Origin of the sequence: Anaerosporobacter faecicola, from assembly GCF_012070565.1 — a bacterium.
Lineage (GTDB): Bacteria > Bacillota > Clostridia > Lachnospirales > Lachnospiraceae > Anaerosporobacter > Anaerosporobacter faecicola.
Genome location: NZ_JAAQRO010000030.1, coordinates 108,856 through 126,427 on the forward strand (window position 1 = coordinate 108,856; position 17,572 = coordinate 126,427).

The following is a 17,572-nucleotide window of genomic DNA, read 5'->3' on the forward strand; positions in this document are numbered from 1 at the left end:
TATGAACGAAAAACAAAAAATAACTGCTCCAACTAAAGATAAGCAAGAGCAGTTAATAAAAAAAGGTAATACAGAAGTAGTTATTTCTGCTGATTCAGTAACTGTAAAAGCAGAAAAAATCACTATTCAGGAATGCTAAATGTTCCATCGTTGTTGTTAATCATTGGAGAACTAGTTTGTATTTTTACTTCATCGGCTTTTTGAATCATTTTTAATACAAAACCATTTGGATATGTATTAGTGGTAATTATACAATCATCAGTTTGGATAACATCAACTTTTATGTCACTAAGTTTTATATTTGGTGGATTTATTATTTTGAATTCACTCATAGATTTTCTCCTTTCATATGTATTCCGATGGCAGTCGGTACTTACATTATAGGAGAAAAACCAATTTATTACAAGAAAGGAAGATCATATGAATCAATTAACAATTTTCGAAAATCAAGAGTTTGGACAAGTCCGAACAGTAACTATTAACGAGGAACCTTATTTTGTTGGTAAAGATGTAACAAATGCTCTTGGGTTTAAAGATTCTGTTAATGCTTTAAAGCAACATGTTGAATCAGATGATATGGCGAAACACCACCTCACAGATTCGCTTGGAAGATTGCAAGAAACAACGGTAATCAACGAAAGCGGAATGTACGCATTAATCTTTGGCAGTAAATTAGAATCAGCAAAAAGATTTAAGAAGTGGGTAACCAGTGAAGTATTACCTAGCATTCGCAAAACTGGTACATATCAAAAGCCACTGACACCACAAGAAATCATGAGAGAGCAGTTGTCAATGATCGACAACGTATCTGATCGTGTCACAGTATTAGAAAACAACATGACAATTGATTATGGTCAACAGCTTCAACTTGAAAGACTTGTAAATAAGCAGGTAACAGATGTACTTGGTGGCAAAAACTCGGAAGCTTATAAGGAAATAAGCAAAAAAGTATTTAAGGAGATTGGTAGAGACATTAAGAATTACTTTAATGTTAATAGCCGAAACAATATTGCTGTTATCGACTTTGAAAAGGCTAGAGAGTTTATATGGAACTGGAAACCTTGCTATACTACACAGTTGACTATCAATGATTGCAACGCACAAATGCGTATGAATTAGGGAGACAAGCCTATGAAAGTAAAAACAGAACGGTTTATCCATCGCGCAAGCATCTTAATTGTAATTATGCTATTTGTACTGTCATACGGTACACTCGGAGCTTTAGAACAAGAAAACATTGAATTGATGGTAGCAACACGGAGGTTGGTAATATTTATCCCAATTATTATCTTTGGTAGCTGTGTAGCTTACTTAACTAGAGAGGAGCGATAACATGAAAACAACAAATTTTAGTAATTTATCTGAACAAGACAAAGATTTAGTAGTTGGACTTTATCAAAGAGGTGTAAAGAACAAAGACATCATTGGTATTACTAAGGTATCAGAAAAATGTATCTATGCAATCTTAAAAGAAAAAGGAATCAAAAAGAAAACAGAGTTGCAAAAAGAAGCAATGGAAACTAACAACACCAATAAAGAAGATACCCAAGAAGATACAGAGTTGTATGCAATATCAAAAAAACTTGATATTATCATCGACATGCTTCGTATTCGAAATGGGTGATAACATGCTAAATGCTTTTACATTTGTATCACTGGTAGTATGCACCATCTTAATTATCAAATACGGAGTAAGGGAGGTAAGAGAGTGAGCATTAGTAAAGCAAGTAAGATGAACGGTATTGCAAACCAGTTACATAACAAAAAGCCTGCTGATTGCGGTTATGGTAGCAAACAGAACAACGTCGGAATATTTGGAAACGGTCAAGAGTTTAGAAAAGCACTTAAAGAAGCACTTGAGAAAGGAAATAAAAAGCAAGAGTGGAATGAAAGAATCACAGAAGTACTAAGAGAAATTCCAGATCATGAAGGCTACTTACTTGTACGAAAGGCATTCATCGAATGCGGACTAAGAAAAGAATCCTAAGGAACCGCCATTCCAAAGGATTCAGCAACTAAACAAAATATTCAAGGTGAGAATATCACAAACGGAGGTAAATGTCAACATGTTGCAGATAGTTGGTTGCGATGATATTACATGCAAGCACAATCGAGACGGTAATAAATGCATGTGCTGTATACCTAATCATGAGGTAGTAACTGTTAACAACAAAACATACAACGTGTGTGTTTCATATGAAGATAACAGGGAGGAAGAACATTGAAAACAGTAATAGCAAACTTAAGTGGTAAGCTAACACATGAAGATATGTGCGACCTGTCAAGATTACTTGTTAAGGCAGGATACGCAGCCGTGATAAGAGATAAAGAAGTAAAGAGCAAGAAATTAAAATGCGTAGTGTTTGGTGGTGAAGATGATGTTGTTTGATAACGTAGATTTATTCGAACAGCACGACCAACAGAAAGAAAAAGATATGGAATATTACAACAGATTTGGAACTGATAGATGCAAGCTAGGGCACAAAGACGAGTGCCTAGAAGAAATGGGGGAAGAAGATGGCAACATTATATGATTTAACAGGTGAGGTATTACAACTATACCAGATGATGCAAGATGGTGATATTGAAGAAGATGTATTTAAGGACACATTGGAATCGGTTGAGGGAGATATTGAATTTAAGTGCGACAGTTATTGCAAGGTAATTAACTCTATAAATTCTGAAAGCGATTCTTTGCAAAAGGAAATTGATCGTTTAAAAGCAAGACAAACAAGCCTTGACAATAACGTAAAACGTATGAAATCAGCACTTCAAACCATGCTAGAAGTTACAGAAAAACAAAAGGTAAAAACACCGCTGTTTACTGTGTCATTACGCAAGACACCTGCAAAACTTGTTGTAACTGGTGAAGTACCAAGCGAGTACATGATTCCACAGGACCCTAAAGTTGACAATTCAAGAATCAAAGAGATTTTAAAAACACAGGAATTAGAGTTTGCACACTTGGAGCAATCACAAACATTACAGATAAGGTAAGGTGATCCAATGAATATCTATGAAAAACTGCTAAAAATACAGGTTGAGTTGAAAGCACCTAAGAACCAGTACAACTCATTCGGTAAATACAATTATAGAAGCTGTGAAGACATATTAGAAGGCGTAAAACCATTACTAAAAGAAGTTAATGCTGTACTTACTGTTAATGACACCATAGAGTACATAGACGGCAGACATTATGTAAAAGCAACAGCAACCATTATCGATTGTGAAACATCAGATAAGATCGAAAATACTGCATATGCAAGAGAGGAAGAATCAAAAAAAGGAATGGATTCTAGCCAAGTTACCGGAGCTACTAGCTCATACGCTCGTAAATATGCTTTAAATGGATTGTTTTGTATTGATGATGTGAAAGACGCTGACAGCATGGACAATTCAAATAAGCAAGGGAAAGAACCTCATGTATGTGCAAAGTGCGGAAAAGAAATAAAAGGATTTACTAGCCAAGGAAAAACTTACACAGATGAACAGGCTTGGGATTTTGCACTTAAGAGAGGAAACGGACAAGCACTTTGCGGATACTGTGCTAAGAAGTAGGTGATTGAATGTATGTACTGGCAAAGTTAACAGGCTACAGAGTAAATCAAGAAGGCACAGAACTAAAGGTATTCATTCCTAACATAAACCTTCAAGAATCTATAGAAACCAAGAAGATGCGAAATGCAGGAATATGGCTTGATGATGGCAGACACATAAGCGCAGAGCAGAGAAAGAAAGCATATGCAACTATAGCAGATATATCAAGACATACTGGATACTTGCCAGAGGAAGCAAAAGAGTGGTTGAAGTATTTACACATTGCACGTACTGGTTGCGATTACTTTTCATTGTCCACATGCACCATGGATACTGCAAGGGAGTTTATCAATACGCTCATGGAGTTTGCCATAGAACATGGTGTGATTTTAGAAGATTTAGGAGTAAACCGAACAGACGATGTATCGAAGTATCTGTATTATTGCATAAAACATAGAGTGTGTGCTGTATGTGGTAAACCACTATCAGATATACACCACTGCGAAGGATCCAGAGTTGGCATGGGTAACAATCGAAACAGAGTTGATAACAAAGGAAGATTGCTTATAAGCCTGTGTAGAGAACACCATACAATATGTCACAACGATGAACTAAAGTTTTTTGAAAAGAATCATGTTTACGGAATCGTGTATAACGATGAAATAGGCGTAGAGGTAAGTTAGATATACAAATTCTCTACCTCAAACAATTACCCGCCTAGAAATCGATTGTACGAGGTCGAGGACGTATATAAATGTAACTCATTAACCACATAATGCGTAAGCACTATGCACCAAGGATTTTAGATATATCACAGTATTAAAACTCCTTATCCTGGGGAGTGTGGCAGCTCCCCTATGAAAAGAAAGGCGGAAACGCATGACAATAGATTTTACTATACCAGGAAACCCACAAGGGAAGGCAAGAGCAAGAACATTTTATAATACAAGAGTTAAACATATGAGTAGCATTACACCAGAAAAAACTGTTTTGTATGAAAACTTGATTAAGACTAGATGCTTGGAAGCTTTAGAACACCAAACATTGCCATTTACAATATTTGAAGGGCCTCTTGATGTAACAATAAAGTGCTTCTTTGCTCCACCAAAAAGTACTTCTAAGAAAGTAAGAAAGAAGATGCTTGATTCAGAGATCCTTCCAACAAAGAAACCTGATATTGATAATATATGTAAGGTTGTACTTGATGCACTTAACGGTATTGCTTACAAAGATGATACACAAGTAGTACAGCTGCAAATGGAGAAACTTTATAACGATGAACCTTATGTAAGAGTTTGGATTAGCGAAATGTAGGTGATTATATGGCAGATGTTAAATGGATAAAGGTTGTTACGGATATCTTCGACGATGAAAAGATGTTACTAATTGACGCAATGCCTTGCTCTGACACGATCATAACAATCTGGTTCAAACTGCTTTGTTTAGCAGGCAAAACAAACAATGATGGAGTATTTTTATTGTCAGATAAAATTGCTTACACAGATGAAATGCTAAGCGCAGTATTCAGAAGAGAAGTACCAGACGTAAGAATGGCTTTAGAAAAGTTCGAGCAACTTGGAATGGTAGAGATAATTGACAATACTATAACAATTCCAAACTGGAACAAGTACCAAACGTTGGATTCATACGACAAAAAGAAAGAGAGAGATAGGCTGTATCAGCAAGAAAGAAGAGCTAGACAAAAGCAACTTATCGAAGAAAAATCGTCTGACAATCGTCTGACAACCGACGATTCATCGTCATGCGTCGCTGTTTCAGAAGAAGAAATAGAAAAAGAAAAAGAAGAAGATATAGATAAAGATATAAAGAAAAAAACAAAGAAACTCGCTACCGCTCAAACATATTTCCCTAATGATGAAAAACTCAACTCTACATTTATTGAATTTATCAAAATGCGAAAGAGCATTAAGAATGGGAAAATGACAGAACGAGCAATAACGATGATGATTAACAAACTTAACAAGTATGACAACGATACGGCAATAGCAATGTTGGAAAAATCAATATTGAATAACTGGAAAGACGTATATGGACCTGATGGAAATGTAGGCAAGCAACAAAGCAATCAAGGAATAGATTGGAGCAAGGTATGATACGACAAGAAGTAGTTAAGATATTGATGATTATTTCGTCAGCTTTTCCAAACTTTAAATCTGACAACATGAGCAATACGGCAGATGTATGGGCAACATTATTAGCAGATTATGATTACAATGTTATACAAGCTTCGCTTATGACTTACATAGCGTCAAGTAATAGCAGTTTTGCACCAAGCGTATCGCAATTGATTGCAGGTACAAGGACGGTTACTGGACTAGAAGGAAAGTATGAAAACGAAGAGGAAGCGTGGTCATTAGTATACAAGGCAATTTGCAAGAGCACGTATTACAGCGTCGAGGAATTTAATAAACTTCCAGCACTTTGTCAAAAGGCAATAGGAAGTCCAGATAATCTACGTGAACTAGCAAAGAGCGATGTTAGTGTATTACAGTCGGTTGAAAAATCCTTGTTTGTAAAAACGTACAGAAATGAGTTAGCAAGACAACAGCAACATGATCTGATACCTATATCAGTAAAACAACAATTTGGACTTGCTGACAAGTATTGCAAGCAACTAGCAATTGAGCAGCATGAGGAACAACATAGGGGGCCGGTTAATAGAGACATGCAGGAATCAACAATAAAAGCATTGGAAGATATTAAGAATGGATATTGGGAGGAATGAGCATGGACGAATATTTTAAAGCAAAGTGCAAGAACAACAGCTTATGGAAAGGCTTGCTTACAGTAGGAAAAGGATACAACGTAACTGCAATAGGTAATGGTTGCTACTACGTGATTGACGATACCGGAGAAGAGGACGCTTTTCCTATGGAGTTGTTCGATGGAGGTAGGCAATGAGAAGTAAAGAGGAAAATAGAATGCATGTAAAGCAACAAGAACTAGGGCAAGAAAACCTAGATAATTGGAATAAAATGTGCCATATTGCAAAAATGATAAAAGAAGGAAAGGCATACATTGGAGCGGACAAATTCGGAAACAAGTGTGCGAAAAGAAAGGTAAGGCGGTAGTATGAACCGTGCAGAACGAAGAAGAACTGAAAGAGAATCAGCAAAAGATCCAATGATAAGCATGAGGAGAAGCGAGATTGAAGCATTGAAGAAAGAAGCAACGGACAAAGCTGTCGCAACTGCATTTACGCTCATGTTGGGCATACCGACTATGGTATTGCATGACAAGTATGCTGATCTGATGCGAAAGGTTGTAGATGGAAAATCAAGAGAAGAACGATTTACTGATTTTTGCATTGATTTGTATGATTCTTATGACAGAGGATACTTGTCTTTGGAGGATATTAAACAATATTTGCTAGATGAAACTGGTGTAAAGATTGAAAGTAAAAGATAATTAAGTGGTTATATATACAAGTTATAACCTAAATAAGTTATACAAATAAAAAGATTGGAGAATAAGAATATGAAAAAAAGATTATTAGTTTCAGAAAATTTATCAAAAGAAGCCGACAGTTTTAATGTTGTACGTCAACTTACAGTTATTAATTGCATCGAAGGAGATGTGTTGTTCCAAATGACTGGTAAGCTATCAATTACAGCAGATACAGCAGACAATCAGCTTGAGATAATAGTTGAAGATGAAAACGGTAACTATCAAAAGCACTTTGTAGGATTAAGCGACAACGTTACATATGTTGTTGAACAACTAGGGTCAAAGAATGTTTCAAAATACAAGTATACACTTAATTACAATCCGAAGATGTGGATCCCAGTTGAATTTGAGAACATTGATTAAATAAAGGTTTAGGAAAGGAATAGGTGATTATATGAAGAATACTGAATTATCACAGTTTATTGCAGAACTGATTATGTCAGAAAAGGAAACAATACTGGAAGCGTATGAGAAAGATGATATTAACATTATACGTGATGATGTATATGAGTATATTGAGAACTGCATTAATTAGTAGGTTGTAACGTCCGGCAAGTCCGGTTACATCATAGTTGCGGTAGGACAGGCTAGACCGCTACCGTAACGATTTAGTTAATGTTGGAAAGGTATAACAAGCAATTCGCTCATGTGAGCGAGATGGTAGATCATAGATCGGAGGATTAAGAATGGCATATAAACCACATATAAAAATGCAGATGCAACTAGTTAGTTCGGGAATTGCTAATATGGCATATATTGAGTTCGACGAAAAGATACTTTTACTTGATAATGTAAGAGGAACATTTATTAAGAAAGACGAAGTCGTAGTTGACTTGTCTAAGGTGCGAAAAATTGAAGATGGTGTAAAAGTAAGAGGTTTAGATATTGTGACACTTAACCCAAATGCAATCATGAAAAATAGTGTACAGGGTAAAATAACAGATCATGACGAGAAAGGATACTCGAAAGTAGATTGTGAAAACGGTAATTATGCATGGGTAAGTGATTATTACAAGAAGATATTTGGGGCAAAGGCTAGATTTTATGTACAAGGGCCAACTCTTCCTTTGTTAGTTACAGATGGAAGAAAGAAACAAATTGGAATTTTGCTACCGACAAAAGTAGCAAAATGATAGTTTAGGTAAGTAAGAATAATAAAATAGAAAGGAGTAAGAGGTTTGGTGGCCACCAGTAAAGACGTCTTTACTCCGTGAATAGAATGAACGAAAAAGAATTAACATTAGAGGAATTTAGAGAACATAAAAGAGCAAAAAAAAGCGCAAATGACAGCAATGCAACAACTTCCATATGAGGTAAAACTAAAAAGAGCAGAACAAAGAGCTTTTGAGTTTATAAGTGAGCTAGATCGTAGAGGACTGAATGCACATGTTAGCGTTGGAGGACTAGATAGTATTGTATTACTCTTATTCCTTCGAAAGATAGGCATTGATGTTCCTGCTGTATCAGTATCATCACTTGAAGATAAAAGCATTCAGAGAATACATAAAGAGTTAGGAATTATTACAATAGCTCCAGGAAAGAGCAAAGTTGAGATATTGAACGAAGTGGGATTCCCAGTAATCAGCAAAAAGATAGCAGGACGAATTGACACCTTACAGAATCCAACCGATAAGAACAAGACAGTAAGACATGCAATTATTACTGGGGAATGTGGAGAACAAGGTCACTTTGCTAAGAATAGCAGAATGAAGATGCCACAGAAATGGTTAAAGCTATTCGCTGGATATGAGAATGAAAATGAGGGAGTTAATTATCAGATAGCTCCATTCAAGGTATCAAACAAGTGTTGCCTGTACATGAAAGAACAACCTTGCGATAAATGGGCAAAAGAACATAACAGTAAACCTTTTCTTGGATTGATGGCAAGCGAGGGAGGACAAAGAGAAGAAGCATTAACAGAACATGGTTGTAATTACTTCGGGAAAACTGTTATCAGATCAGCACCATTTACTCCATTTTTGAGACAAGACTTGCTACAACTTGCACTTGATCTGAAAGCACCAATACCTGAAATCTATGGAACAATTGAAAGAAAGCCAGATGGAACACTATATACAACAGGAGCACAGAGAACAGGTTGCAGCATGTGCGGATTTGGAATACACATGGAAGCAAGACCACATCGTTTCGATATGCTAAGAGAAAGAAACGAAAAAGAGTGGGAGTTTTATATGTATCGTTGCTGTACTGACCCAGAGACAAAAGAAAAATTCGGTTGGGGCAGGGTACTAGATTATATTGGAGTTGACTGGGAAGATAGATATACAGATGTTTGCTTGAGCAATCAGATTCCTGGTCAAATGACAATAGATCAATTAATCAAGTAAATTGATCTTTAAGAGAGGTGTCAGATGGCATATACAGAACAAGAAAACATCAAACTTAATAACCAGCTTAAGAAATGGCAAGAAAAGCAGCTAAGAGCAGTAAAGCGAAACAACATAGATAATGCTTTTGCTAAGATGAATGACATTGAACGTTTAGTTTGGGAACAAATTGCAATAGCAGAAACCCATAATGAGGTTAACTATTTAGTGTGGAATATGGCAGAAAAGATAATAGACAAGTATTACAAATTAGCAAGATAAATTGATATCTATACTAGCGTAATAATTAAAATTACTAATAGAATTACAGTTAAAATAGCTGAAAAGGAAAAAGAAATAATAGAAATTATTTTTATGATTTTGGGATTATTATGAGTAGCTTTGATTATTGAATATACTACGATTGTAATCAATAGACCAAATAACAAGGGATACAAGATAGACTTCATTATAACTCACCTCTTTATTTATATGTACTATCCAATAGAGTACCATAAAAGGTTGAGTTGGTAAACTAAAATTTGAAGCTGTAAATTAAGAGATTGATATTTTTGGAAAGGAGTTTTAATTGAATGGTAATTAAAGATATGTATAGTCGCAACGCTTATTTTGTTTGCGATAGGAGCAAAAATATAGAATGCCCAAGAGTTAAAAGAAATGAACCTTGTGGTAATTGCAAAGGTACAAGAAATATAAAGTATGCAGATGAAAAAGCTTTGATGTACCCGACAATCGTGTAGGGAACAAGGAAGGAGAATAGATGTATCCAAAGAATGAAGTATGCTGCGCAACATGTAAAAACTACGATTGCGAGCAGTACAGATCAAGTCATGTGTGCGAAGGTTATACATATGACTACAGTAACTACAGTCCAGTAACGTACCATAAGTGGTACGGCGGTAAGTGGAGAAACAGAACATAAACTAAAAACAGAAAGGAGGTCGGAGCTTCCCGGGAAGATGCGCATCGGCTCCTTTCTAAAATGGGGCAACAACGAAATTGGAAAAAAGAAGAAATACAGTATTTAGAAGATAACTGGGGTAAGCTATCAATTATCTCACTAATGAAAAATCTTAATCGTACAGAGAATGCGATATTGATAAAAGCACAGAAATTAGGATTGGGGCCGTTCCTTGAAAGTGGAGACTATGTTACATGGCATCAATTACTTATAGCTTTAGGTATAGATAGCGGTGGATATAAGAATAAGTCATGGATAGAAAATAGAAACTTTCCAATACACAGAAAAAGAGTTAACAATTGCTCATTCAAAATAGTGTATATTGACGAGTTTTGGAAGTGGGCTGAGAAGAATAAATATCTGCTTGACTTTAGTAAATTTGTTGAAAATACGCTAGGAGCAGAACCAGAGTGGGCGAAAGTAAAAAGAAAACATGATTTTGAAAAGAATAGGAAATATATCATGACTCCATGGACTAAGACAGAAGATGAAAAGTTGCATTACTTACTGAAACAGTACAAGTACACATATGATGATTTGTCAAAGAAGTTGAGAAGAACGAACGGAGCAATACAAAGAAGAATATGCGACCTTGGATTCAAAGAAAGACCAATCAAGGCAGACAATCACATTAAATGGACTGATGAAGAAAAACAAAGGCTCAAGGAGTTAATTATGTTAGGCTATGGATATGAACTAATGGCTGAAATAATAGGAAAATCATCAAAAGCGTTAAGAGGTACAGTTTATAGATTCTACGGAAGTGAGAACCTTGACAAGGTTAGGAGCGTGATTGAGTGACAAAGGAGCAAAAAGAAGCAGAAAAGAGTTTGATAGATAGCTTCGCAAGATGGGATTACTTGATGGAGTACGGAGGAAGTGATCCAAATTGGGAAGATGGGTGCAACTTGAATTGTGTAAGAAACCACATCATATATCAAAAGAAAAACTTAGAAGAACTTGAATACTTTCCTGATATATACAATAGAGAAACTCCACAAGAAGTGGATAACAAGTTCATGGCAAGAGCAGACGAAATCAGAGAACATGCTAAACAATCACTAATAATCTATAAAAGAGACAGAGACTATTTGTATTTGGTTAATAACAGACACAAGGTAAATAAAAAAGATGCAGAACATATACACATAGACAATGTAATTGGATACGTAACTGGATTGGAAATGTTTATTAAACAAGACAATTTGCTAAGAATGAGATTACATGAACACCCAGAGAGGTATCAAGAATCATTCAAACAATGCAGAATCAAAATGGAGAAGCTAATTGGAGAACCCAAGGTAGAAAAGGTAGGACAATTAAGCATTATGGACCTACTTGGAACGCAATTCGACATTGTGAGTTAGGAGAGTGATCGCATGAAGAATCAAGAAGAACCAAAAACAATACATGATAGCGAGTGTTCGAGCTGCAAGAGGTTATTTATATGCAACGGAAAGCCTGTTGATGTTAAGAGATGCATCAACTACAAGGAGATGAAGGGGAAGAATGATGGATATGTGTAATTGGAGAGAAATAGACGATAATTGGAGCCACTACTGGGAAAGTGAATGCGGATTGGTTTGGTGCTTTAACGAAGATAGTACACCTAGCGAAAATGAGATGGTATATTGTCCAAAGTGCGGTAAAAAGATATCCGAACACAAGTTTGAATTTGAACAAGAAGAGGAATAAAGTAGTTAGGTAAACGATGATTTAGTGAAGGAGTGATAAAGTGACAGAGATAGAGTTAAGGCAATATACCAGTATAAAAAGAGAAATAGATGACCTGGAGAAAAGAATCGAGAAAGAGTATGGTAAAGAGATAACAGCAGTTGCAGGAAAGGTAAAAGGGTCCATGAGATGCTTCCCTTACACAGAAGTAAGGACGAGCGTATTGCTAGAAGACCCTACGGAACTTGCAACAAGGGATAAGCTGATAGCAACAAGAGAAAAGAAGAAGAAGGAGCTTGAAGCCAAGGCATTGGAGATTGAAACGTTTATTAACAGTATAGAAGAGAGCGAACTTAGATTGATATTCAGATACCGGTTTATAGATGGATTAAGGCAAACAGAGGTAGGAAATTTAGTCAACTTAGACAGGAGCAGAATATCAAGAAAAATTAGTGATTATCTCCAAAACGCACACAAAGCACAAAAATAGTATGTTATAATTATGATAGAGCAAGTATAACAGAAGATTAGTTTATATCGGATATGGTAGTATAGCTACTCCTCCTTTATCGATAGATTCACCCCGAAAGAAGCACTTATTACTTACATTGAGTAGGTAGTAGGTGCTTTTTTGTGTGGCAAAGAGGAATAAATATACATTTCTGGTTATAAATGTATCATAAAATACGGTGTTATACTAAATATTTTGCATATTAGTGAATAAAAGGAAGGAAGTGAGCCTTGTATGGCTAGATCACCAAATGAGCAAGTACAAAAGGCTCATGATTTATATAAGCAAGGTATGATGTTAGTTGAGATTGCAAGTCAACTAAACATACCAGTAGGAACCGTTCGAAGTTGGAAGAAACGATATAAATGGGAATGCAACGCAACGCAAGAGAAGAAACGCAACGTTGCAAAAGCAAAACAGAATAATAAAGTCAAGAGAGAAGCCTTTGACGATGGGATAAGGGAAACATTAAAGAATGAAAAACTTACCCATGAGCAAAGGCTTTTTTGTGTTTATTATGCCAAAGACCACAACGCAGTACAAAGCTATATCAAAGCTTATAACACAACATATCAAAACGCATGCAGCAATGCCCATAAGCTACTGAAAAATACGGAAATATGCAAAGAGATAGACGAGCTAATCGAACTTAAGGCAAAATCAGTTCACTTCTCTAGTGACGAATTAATCGAGTATCATATGAGGATAGCATTCGCAGATATAGGAAACTATGTTGAGTTCGGACGTAAAGAGATAGAAGATAAAGAGACAGGAATAAAGTTCGAGGTAAATGATGTAAGACTACACGAATCAGACAGCGTAGATACACAATTGATAAAGGAAGTATCAAAGAATGATAAAGGTGCAGTAAGCATCAAGTTGGTTGATCGTTGCGATTCATTAAAATGGTTGGAACAATACTTTATGGTTAACCCACATGATAAACACAAGTCAGAATATGAGTACAAGGAATCAGAATTAAGAATCAAGAAGATGCAACTTGATATAGCTAACCAAACAGGAGATAACAACACTAATGAAGGTATAATGGAGTTCTTAAAAGCAACGAAACCTTCGCAAGAAGATATAAATGCGTTGTACGCAGATGAAGAAGAGGTGACTTACGTTGATTAAGAAAAAGAAGAGTAAGTCATTTAAGTTTCTTCCATTCTCTCCAAAACAGAATAAACTCTTGAATTGGTGGAGGGAAGAGAGCCCACACCATGATAAGGACATGATAATAGCAGATGGTTCAATTAGATCGGGAAAGACAATAGCTTGCATTTGCTCATTCTTATTGTTCACGCAGGAGACATTTCCGAATGGTGAGAACTTCATACTTGCGGGCAAGACAATGGGAGCATTGAAGAAGAATGTAGTAAAACCAATGATACAGATACTTACCGCGTGGGGGTGGACGTACAATTACAACAGATCAGAGAACTACATTGAGATTGGTAACAATACATATTACATGTATGGAGCAAATACAGAAGCTTCACAAGATGCACTACAAGGTTTAACAGCTGCAGGAGCTTACGCAGATGAAGCAGCACTGTTCCCACAATCATTCATAGATCAGATGATAGGCCGTTGTTCAGTTGAGGGCGCAAAGGTATTTATGAACTGTAATCCAGAGGGACCTCACCACTATGTTAAGGCAGAGTTCATAGACAAAGCAAAAGAAAAGAATGTGTATCATCTACACTTCACCATGGACGATAACCTTAGCTTATCTCAGAAGGTTAAGGACAGATTCCGAAGAATGTTTACAGGAGTATTCTTCAAACGCTTTATCCTTGGTTTGTGGGTAGCAAGTGACGGATTGATTTATCAGCAGTTTGCAGATAATCCAGACGAATTTATGATTGATGATGAGTGGCTGCAGAAGAATCCAATCATGTATGGTACGATTGGAGTGGACTTCGGTGGAAACACATCAGCACATTCCTTCAAGTTTACAGGATTCACTTATCAGTACAAAGAAGTGGTAACAGTCATGGAATACTACCGACATGAGCGTATCACACCGAAACAGCTCAATGAGGATTTCATAGACTTTGTTAGGAGAGTTCAATCAAAGTATAAGTGCTATGAAGCATATTGTGATTCTGCAGAACAGACACTTATTTCAGGTATGGAAGCGGCGATTGTGGAAGCAGGTATCACATTGGATATTAAGAATGCAATCAAAGGACCAATCAATGACCGAATTGCATTCTACAACAGCATGATGGCACAAGGAAGATATAAGATACATAAGTCGTGCACACATCTTAAGAGTGCATTCGAGGAAGCTGTGTACGATGAAGATGAACCAACAAAAGATGTTCGTTTGGACGATGGTAAGATGGATATTGACTCATTGGATAGTCAAGAGTACTCCACAGAATACATCCAGAACGACATTATGTATATTAACGTAGCATAAAGGTAGGTGATGGAATGAAAACGATTAGAGAAGCATTAGAGAGTTTAGGATATACGACATCGAACAGTGAAACATATGATCATTTAGAAGAGTGGAAAGATTGGTACGAAGGATATGTAAAAGAATTTCACTCTTATAATGTCTATAATGGTGTAACAACAACAAAACAAGAACGAGAACGATTGAACATGGCTAAGACAATATGCGAAGATTGGGCAGGTTTGATACTTAATGAAAAAGTAGAAATAACAGCAGGAGAACAGCTAAAGAATGACTTAGATCATGTGTTTGAGTACAACGATTTCAGAACAAAAGCTAATCAGTTAATAGAGTTAGCATTCGCATTCGGTACAGGGGCCTTTGTTGAGTACCTTGACGAGAATAAGGAAGTTGTTATTGACTACATAAGAGCCGACATGATTTATCCTATTTCATGGGAAAATGGCTATATTAATGAATGCGCGTTTGGTTCTGTAAAGGAAGGCAAAAACGGAAAACAGATATACTTACAGATACATCGGCTTGATGATAATGCGAAGTTGTATGTAATCGAAAACCATATGCTAGATGGTGAAACAGGGGAGGAACTTGAACTATCTGAAAACATGGTTGATGAAGTTATAACGGGTTCTGATAAACCATTATTTCAGATTATATCACCTAACATTATTAATAACATTGACTTAGACAGCCCGTTGGGGATAAGCGTGTTTGGTAACGCTATAAGTCAAATTAAGGGTTGTGATCTCGTATATGACAGCTACATGAACGAGTTCAAGTTAGGAAGAAGAAGGATATTAGTACCGCTTAGTATGGCAAAAGTACAAATGTCAGAACAAGGCACAGGAAAGCCAGTGTTTGACCCTAATGATACAATGTTCTATGCCGTGCCAGATGATAGAAACAATCAGCAAAAGATTGAACCTATGGACATGTCTATACGAGCAGAAGAACATGAAAAGGGAATCAACAGAGCATTAGACATGTTATCATTTAAGTGCGGCATGGGGACAGGAAGATATAAGTTCGAGAACGGGTCAGTAAAGACAGCAACCGAGGTAATATCAAGCAAATCCGACCTGTATAGAACATTATGCAAGCATGAAATACCGATAGGACGAGCACTGAAATCACTTGTTGATAGAATAGCATTTTTACTAGGTAAATCGATCCCAAACAAGATTGATATTAAGTTTGATGATAGTATTATACAAGATGAGGACAGCGAAAGACTGAGAGACAGACAAGATGTAGCCATGGGAGTTATGAGGTTAGTTGAATATCGTGCAAAGTGGTATGGAGAAACAGAGGAAGAAGCTGCTAAGAAACTACCACAGCAAGCAGACACATTGGACGGTGATATTTAGTGTTCACACCTAGCGAATTGGAACGCTTACCAAAACAAGTAGAGCGATACATGAGAGATCTCGAGCAGACTATACTACTTGATGTTGTACATCGTATTAAGAAAAACAACGAGATTACTTCCACTGCCGACAATATGCTATATAGGCTGATGCAATATACACAGTTTGATAAAAGCGTTAAGGAGTATATTCGAAGCACATTAGAGCTTGCAAACGAAGAAATAGACAATATATTTGACAATGCGTTAAGTAGTGGTTATGCAAGAGATAAGTCGCTTTATGAAGCGAGTGGAAAACAATTCACAGAGTACAAGGATAATACTGATCTGCAACAACTTGTAAAGGCTGTAAAAGAACAAACAAAGAATGATATTAGGAACATCACTCAAACAACAGGCTTCATGGCTAATGTTAATGGTAAGAAAATGTATACACCTGCTTCCCAGTACCTTCAAGATAAGCTTGATAAGGCATCTTTTGAGGTATCTACAGGAATAAAAAGTTATGATCAAGTCATTAAAGAAACCATTACAGAATTAGCCAATAGTGGCATTCGTACAATAGATTATGCTACTGGAAGAAGCGTGAACACCGTTTCTGCAGTCCGAATGTGTGTTGTGACTGGTATTAATCAAGTTGTTGGTAAAATGACAGAGAGCAATGCTGAAAAGCTAGAAACAGAGCATTTCGAAGTTTCATGGCATGCTACCGCAAGACCTTCACATCAAGTATGGCAAGGCAGGGTATACAGTAAGGAAGAACTTAAAACGGTGTGCGGACTTGGAACACCCGCGGGACTTCTTGGAGTGAACTGTTACCATTCGTACTATCCATTTGTAAAAGGCGTATCAAAGCGCACATACACTGATAAAGAGCTTGAAGATATGCAGGCAGAGGAAAACAAGAAGGTTTCATATGGTGGCAAGGAATACACCAAATACGAAGCCACACGGCAAATGCGAAAGCTCGAGGATTTGATGCGAAAGCAACGTATGAAGATTAAGTTACTTAAAGAATCGGGCGCAAGTGCTGATGATATACTCGATGCACAATGCAAGTATAGAGCAACAAGTCAACAATATGCAAAGTTCGCAGAGAAAATGCAATTACCAATGGAAAGGCAGAGGGTTTATGCGGACGGATTAGGAAGGGTGTAAGATGAATATAACATTATGTGCTTCAGTATTTACAGTATCTTTTATAACATCAATAATAACTAATAAAATTATTGATAATAAGAGAGAGAAAAACAGCGTTAATAAAATGAAGAAAGCG

General features: G+C 36.5%; 30 protein-coding genes. 29 read left to right on the forward strand and 1 reads right to left on the reverse strand.

The window, feature by feature from the left end:
* The first annotated feature begins 1 nt into the window (after position 1).
* Positions 2-139 carry a hypothetical protein gene (locus tag HBB17_RS13020; protein ID WP_167957931.1) on the forward strand — a complete coding sequence of 46 codons (138 nt, stop codon included), beginning with the start codon at positions 2-4 and terminating at the stop codon, positions 137-139.
* Here the strand turns inward: HBB17_RS13020 and HBB17_RS13025 are convergent.
* Complete coding sequence (locus HBB17_RS13025; RefSeq protein ID WP_167957932.1) at positions 123-332, reverse strand: hypothetical protein; 210 nt, start codon at positions 330-332, stop codon at positions 123-125. The two genes, HBB17_RS13020 and HBB17_RS13025, sit on opposite strands and share 17 nt — an antisense overlap.
* An 88-nt stretch (positions 333-420) precedes the next feature.
* On the opposite strand from HBB17_RS13025, the gene HBB17_RS13030 reads away from it, so the two are divergent.
* From HBB17_RS13030 to HBB17_RS13165, 28 genes are all read left to right on the forward strand, one after another.
* Complete coding sequence (locus tag HBB17_RS13030) at positions 421-1,119, forward strand: BRO family protein (RefSeq protein ID WP_167957933.1); 699 nt, start codon at positions 421-423, stop codon at positions 1,117-1,119.
* Between the two features lie 12 nt (positions 1,120-1,131).
* Positions 1,132-1,332 carry a hypothetical protein gene (locus HBB17_RS13035; protein ID WP_167957934.1) on the forward strand — a complete coding sequence of 67 codons (201 nt, stop codon included), beginning with the start codon at positions 1,132-1,134 and terminating at the stop codon, positions 1,330-1,332.
* 1 nt (position 1,333) lies between these two features.
* Positions 1,334-1,624: a hypothetical protein gene (locus tag HBB17_RS13040; RefSeq protein WP_167957935.1), complete on the forward strand. Its 291-nt coding sequence runs from the start codon at positions 1,334-1,336 to the stop codon at positions 1,622-1,624.
* A gap of 84 nt (positions 1,625-1,708) precedes the next feature.
* Positions 1,709-1,987 carry a hypothetical protein gene (locus HBB17_RS13045; protein WP_167957936.1) on the forward strand — a complete coding sequence of 93 codons (279 nt, stop codon included), beginning with the start codon at positions 1,709-1,711 and terminating at the stop codon, positions 1,985-1,987.
* A gap of 234 nt (positions 1,988-2,221) precedes the next feature.
* On the forward strand, positions 2,222-2,389 hold the full coding sequence (locus HBB17_RS13050) for a hypothetical protein (RefSeq protein WP_167957937.1): 168 nt from the start codon (positions 2,222-2,224) through the stop codon (positions 2,387-2,389).
* A gap of 128 nt (positions 2,390-2,517) precedes the next feature.
* Complete coding sequence (locus HBB17_RS13055; protein ID WP_167957938.1) at positions 2,518-2,997, forward strand: siphovirus Gp157 family protein; 480 nt, start codon at positions 2,518-2,520, stop codon at positions 2,995-2,997.
* 9 nt (positions 2,998-3,006) lie between these two features.
* Positions 3,007-3,558 carry an ERF family protein gene (locus tag HBB17_RS13060; protein ID WP_167957939.1) on the forward strand — a complete coding sequence of 184 codons (552 nt, stop codon included), beginning with the start codon at positions 3,007-3,009 and terminating at the stop codon, positions 3,556-3,558.
* A gap of 8 nt (positions 3,559-3,566) precedes the next feature.
* Positions 3,567-4,220 carry a putative HNHc nuclease gene (locus HBB17_RS13065; protein ID WP_167957940.1) on the forward strand — a complete coding sequence of 218 codons (654 nt, stop codon included), beginning with the start codon at positions 3,567-3,569 and terminating at the stop codon, positions 4,218-4,220.
* A gap of 196 nt (positions 4,221-4,416) precedes the next feature.
* A complete protein-coding gene (locus HBB17_RS13070) occupies positions 4,417-4,851 on the forward strand; it encodes a RusA family crossover junction endodeoxyribonuclease (RefSeq protein WP_167957941.1) in 435 nt (144 codons plus the stop codon).
* Positions 4,852-4,859: 8 nt separating this feature from the next.
* Positions 4,860-5,651: a phage replisome organizer N-terminal domain-containing protein gene (locus tag HBB17_RS13075; RefSeq protein WP_167957942.1), complete on the forward strand. Its 792-nt coding sequence runs from the start codon at positions 4,860-4,862 to the stop codon at positions 5,649-5,651.
* Positions 5,648-6,283 (forward strand): replicative helicase loader/inhibitor, encoded by a 636-nt coding sequence (locus HBB17_RS13080; RefSeq protein WP_167957943.1) that lies wholly within the window; start codon positions 5,648-5,650, stop codon positions 6,281-6,283. The genes HBB17_RS13075 and HBB17_RS13080 overlap by 4 nt, the downstream gene beginning before the upstream one ends.
* 2 nt (positions 6,284-6,285) lie before the next feature.
* The gene (locus HBB17_RS13085) at positions 6,286-6,459 is read left to right on the forward strand and encodes a hypothetical protein (RefSeq protein WP_167957944.1); all 174 of its coding nucleotides are present in this window, start codon (positions 6,286-6,288) and stop codon (positions 6,457-6,459) included.
* Positions 6,456-6,629 carry a hypothetical protein gene (locus HBB17_RS13090; RefSeq protein WP_167957945.1) on the forward strand — a complete coding sequence of 58 codons (174 nt, stop codon included), beginning with the start codon at positions 6,456-6,458 and terminating at the stop codon, positions 6,627-6,629. The genes HBB17_RS13085 and HBB17_RS13090 overlap by 4 nt, the downstream gene beginning before the upstream one ends.
* Position 6,630: 1 nt before the next feature.
* Positions 6,631-6,966 (forward strand): hypothetical protein, encoded by a 336-nt coding sequence (locus tag HBB17_RS13095; protein ID WP_167957946.1) that lies wholly within the window; start codon positions 6,631-6,633, stop codon positions 6,964-6,966.
* A gap of 69 nt (positions 6,967-7,035) precedes the next feature.
* On the forward strand, positions 7,036-7,368 hold the full coding sequence (locus HBB17_RS13100; protein WP_238483748.1) for a beta-sandwich lipoprotein: 333 nt from the start codon (positions 7,036-7,038) through the stop codon (positions 7,366-7,368).
* Between the two features lie 31 nt (positions 7,369-7,399).
* Positions 7,400-7,540: a hypothetical protein gene (locus HBB17_RS13105; protein WP_167957947.1), complete on the forward strand. Its 141-nt coding sequence runs from the start codon at positions 7,400-7,402 to the stop codon at positions 7,538-7,540.
* 151 nt (positions 7,541-7,691) lie between these two features.
* Positions 7,692-8,138 (forward strand): hypothetical protein, encoded by a 447-nt coding sequence (locus tag HBB17_RS13110; RefSeq protein ID WP_167957948.1) that lies wholly within the window; start codon positions 7,692-7,694, stop codon positions 8,136-8,138.
* 150 nt (positions 8,139-8,288) lie between these two features.
* Positions 8,289-9,353 carry a hypothetical protein gene (locus HBB17_RS13115; protein WP_238483749.1) on the forward strand — a complete coding sequence of 355 codons (1,065 nt, stop codon included), beginning with the start codon at positions 8,289-8,291 and terminating at the stop codon, positions 9,351-9,353.
* 24 nt (positions 9,354-9,377) lie between these two features.
* Positions 9,378-9,614: a hypothetical protein gene (locus HBB17_RS13120; protein ID WP_167955102.1), complete on the forward strand. Its 237-nt coding sequence runs from the start codon at positions 9,378-9,380 to the stop codon at positions 9,612-9,614.
* A 721-nt stretch (positions 9,615-10,335) separates the two neighbouring features.
* Complete coding sequence (locus tag HBB17_RS13125) at positions 10,336-11,115, forward strand: hypothetical protein (protein WP_167957949.1); 780 nt, start codon at positions 10,336-10,338, stop codon at positions 11,113-11,115.
* Positions 11,112-11,681, forward strand: coding sequence for a hypothetical protein (locus HBB17_RS13130; protein WP_167957950.1), 570 nt, complete (start codon positions 11,112-11,114; stop codon positions 11,679-11,681). The genes HBB17_RS13125 and HBB17_RS13130 overlap by 4 nt, the downstream gene beginning before the upstream one ends.
* A gap of 12 nt (positions 11,682-11,693) precedes the next feature.
* A complete protein-coding gene (locus HBB17_RS13135) occupies positions 11,694-11,840 on the forward strand; it encodes a hypothetical protein (protein WP_167957951.1) in 147 nt (48 codons plus the stop codon).
* Positions 11,824-12,009: a hypothetical protein gene (locus tag HBB17_RS13140; RefSeq protein WP_167957952.1), complete on the forward strand. Its 186-nt coding sequence runs from the start codon at positions 11,824-11,826 to the stop codon at positions 12,007-12,009. The genes HBB17_RS13135 and HBB17_RS13140 overlap by 17 nt, the downstream gene beginning before the upstream one ends.
* Positions 12,010-12,049: 40 nt before the next feature.
* On the forward strand, positions 12,050-12,478 hold the full coding sequence (locus HBB17_RS13145) for a hypothetical protein (RefSeq protein WP_167957953.1): 429 nt from the start codon (positions 12,050-12,052) through the stop codon (positions 12,476-12,478).
* A 255-nt stretch (positions 12,479-12,733) separates the two neighbouring features.
* Complete coding sequence (locus HBB17_RS13150; RefSeq protein ID WP_167957954.1) at positions 12,734-13,633, forward strand: terminase small subunit; 900 nt, start codon at positions 12,734-12,736, stop codon at positions 13,631-13,633.
* Positions 13,626-14,930 (forward strand): PBSX family phage terminase large subunit, encoded by a 1,305-nt coding sequence (locus tag HBB17_RS13155; RefSeq protein ID WP_207717351.1) that lies wholly within the window; start codon positions 13,626-13,628, stop codon positions 14,928-14,930. The genes HBB17_RS13150 and HBB17_RS13155 overlap by 8 nt, the downstream gene beginning before the upstream one ends.
* Positions 14,931-14,944: 14 nt before the next feature.
* Complete coding sequence (locus tag HBB17_RS13160) at positions 14,945-16,297, forward strand: phage portal protein (RefSeq protein WP_167957955.1); 1,353 nt, start codon at positions 14,945-14,947, stop codon at positions 16,295-16,297.
* Positions 16,297-17,454, forward strand: coding sequence for a phage minor capsid protein (locus HBB17_RS13165; RefSeq protein WP_167957956.1), 1,158 nt, complete (start codon positions 16,297-16,299; stop codon positions 17,452-17,454). Before HBB17_RS13160 ends, HBB17_RS13165 begins: the two co-directional genes overlap by 1 nt.
* Positions 17,455-17,572 lie beyond the last annotated feature (118 nt).

Excerpts from the sequence above, each read along its gene's own strand:
- HBB17_RS13115 (WP_238483749.1), top strand. The coding sequence starts at position 8,289 with ATGACAGCAATGCAACAACTTCCATATGAGGTAAAACTAAAAAGAGCA.
- HBB17_RS13035 (WP_167957934.1), top strand. The coding sequence starts at position 1,132 with ATGAAAGTAAAAACAGAACGGTTTATCCATCGCGCAAGCATCTTAATT.
- HBB17_RS13065 (WP_167957940.1), top strand. The coding sequence starts at position 3,567 with ATGTATGTACTGGCAAAGTTAACAGGCTACAGAGTAAATCAAGAAGGC.
- HBB17_RS13125 (WP_167957949.1), top strand. The coding sequence starts at position 10,336 with ATGGGGCAACAACGAAATTGGAAAAAAGAAGAAATACAGTATTTAGAA.
- HBB17_RS13100 (WP_238483748.1), top strand. The coding sequence starts at position 7,036 with ATGAAAAAAAGATTATTAGTTTCAGAAAATTTATCAAAAGAAGCCGAC.
- HBB17_RS13105 (WP_167957947.1), top strand. The coding sequence starts at position 7,400 with ATGAAGAATACTGAATTATCACAGTTTATTGCAGAACTGATTATGTCA.
- HBB17_RS13080 (WP_167957943.1), top strand. The coding sequence starts at position 5,648 with ATGATACGACAAGAAGTAGTTAAGATATTGATGATTATTTCGTCAGCT.
- HBB17_RS13090 (WP_167957945.1), top strand. The coding sequence starts at position 6,456 with ATGAGAAGTAAAGAGGAAAATAGAATGCATGTAAAGCAACAAGAACTA.
- HBB17_RS13040 (WP_167957935.1), top strand. The coding sequence starts at position 1,334 with ATGAAAACAACAAATTTTAGTAATTTATCTGAACAAGACAAAGATTTA.
- HBB17_RS13085 (WP_167957944.1), top strand. The coding sequence starts at position 6,286 with ATGGACGAATATTTTAAAGCAAAGTGCAAGAACAACAGCTTATGGAAA.
- HBB17_RS13030 (WP_167957933.1), top strand. The coding sequence starts at position 421 with ATGAATCAATTAACAATTTTCGAAAATCAAGAGTTTGGACAAGTCCGA.
- HBB17_RS13025 (WP_167957932.1), bottom strand. The coding sequence starts at position 332 with ATGAGTGAATTCAAAATAATAAATCCACCAAATATAAAACTTAGTGAC.
- HBB17_RS13160 (WP_167957955.1), top strand. The coding sequence starts at position 14,945 with ATGAAAACGATTAGAGAAGCATTAGAGAGTTTAGGATATACGACATCG.
- HBB17_RS13135 (WP_167957951.1), top strand. The coding sequence starts at position 11,694 with ATGAAGAATCAAGAAGAACCAAAAACAATACATGATAGCGAGTGTTCG.
- HBB17_RS13110 (WP_167957948.1), top strand. The coding sequence starts at position 7,692 with ATGGCATATAAACCACATATAAAAATGCAGATGCAACTAGTTAGTTCG.
- HBB17_RS13075 (WP_167957942.1), top strand. The coding sequence starts at position 4,860 with ATGGCAGATGTTAAATGGATAAAGGTTGTTACGGATATCTTCGACGAT.
- HBB17_RS13055 (WP_167957938.1), top strand. The coding sequence starts at position 2,518 with ATGGCAACATTATATGATTTAACAGGTGAGGTATTACAACTATACCAG.
- HBB17_RS13070 (WP_167957941.1), top strand. The coding sequence starts at position 4,417 with ATGACAATAGATTTTACTATACCAGGAAACCCACAAGGGAAGGCAAGA.
- HBB17_RS13120 (WP_167955102.1), top strand. The coding sequence starts at position 9,378 with ATGGCATATACAGAACAAGAAAACATCAAACTTAATAACCAGCTTAAG.
- HBB17_RS13140 (WP_167957952.1), top strand. The coding sequence starts at position 11,824 with ATGATGGATATGTGTAATTGGAGAGAAATAGACGATAATTGGAGCCAC.
- HBB17_RS13150 (WP_167957954.1), top strand. The coding sequence starts at position 12,734 with ATGGCTAGATCACCAAATGAGCAAGTACAAAAGGCTCATGATTTATAT.
- HBB17_RS13020 (WP_167957931.1), top strand. The coding sequence starts at position 2 with ATGAACGAAAAACAAAAAATAACTGCTCCAACTAAAGATAAGCAAGAG.
- HBB17_RS13060 (WP_167957939.1), top strand. The coding sequence starts at position 3,007 with ATGAATATCTATGAAAAACTGCTAAAAATACAGGTTGAGTTGAAAGCA.
- HBB17_RS13095 (WP_167957946.1), top strand. The coding sequence starts at position 6,631 with ATGAACCGTGCAGAACGAAGAAGAACTGAAAGAGAATCAGCAAAAGAT.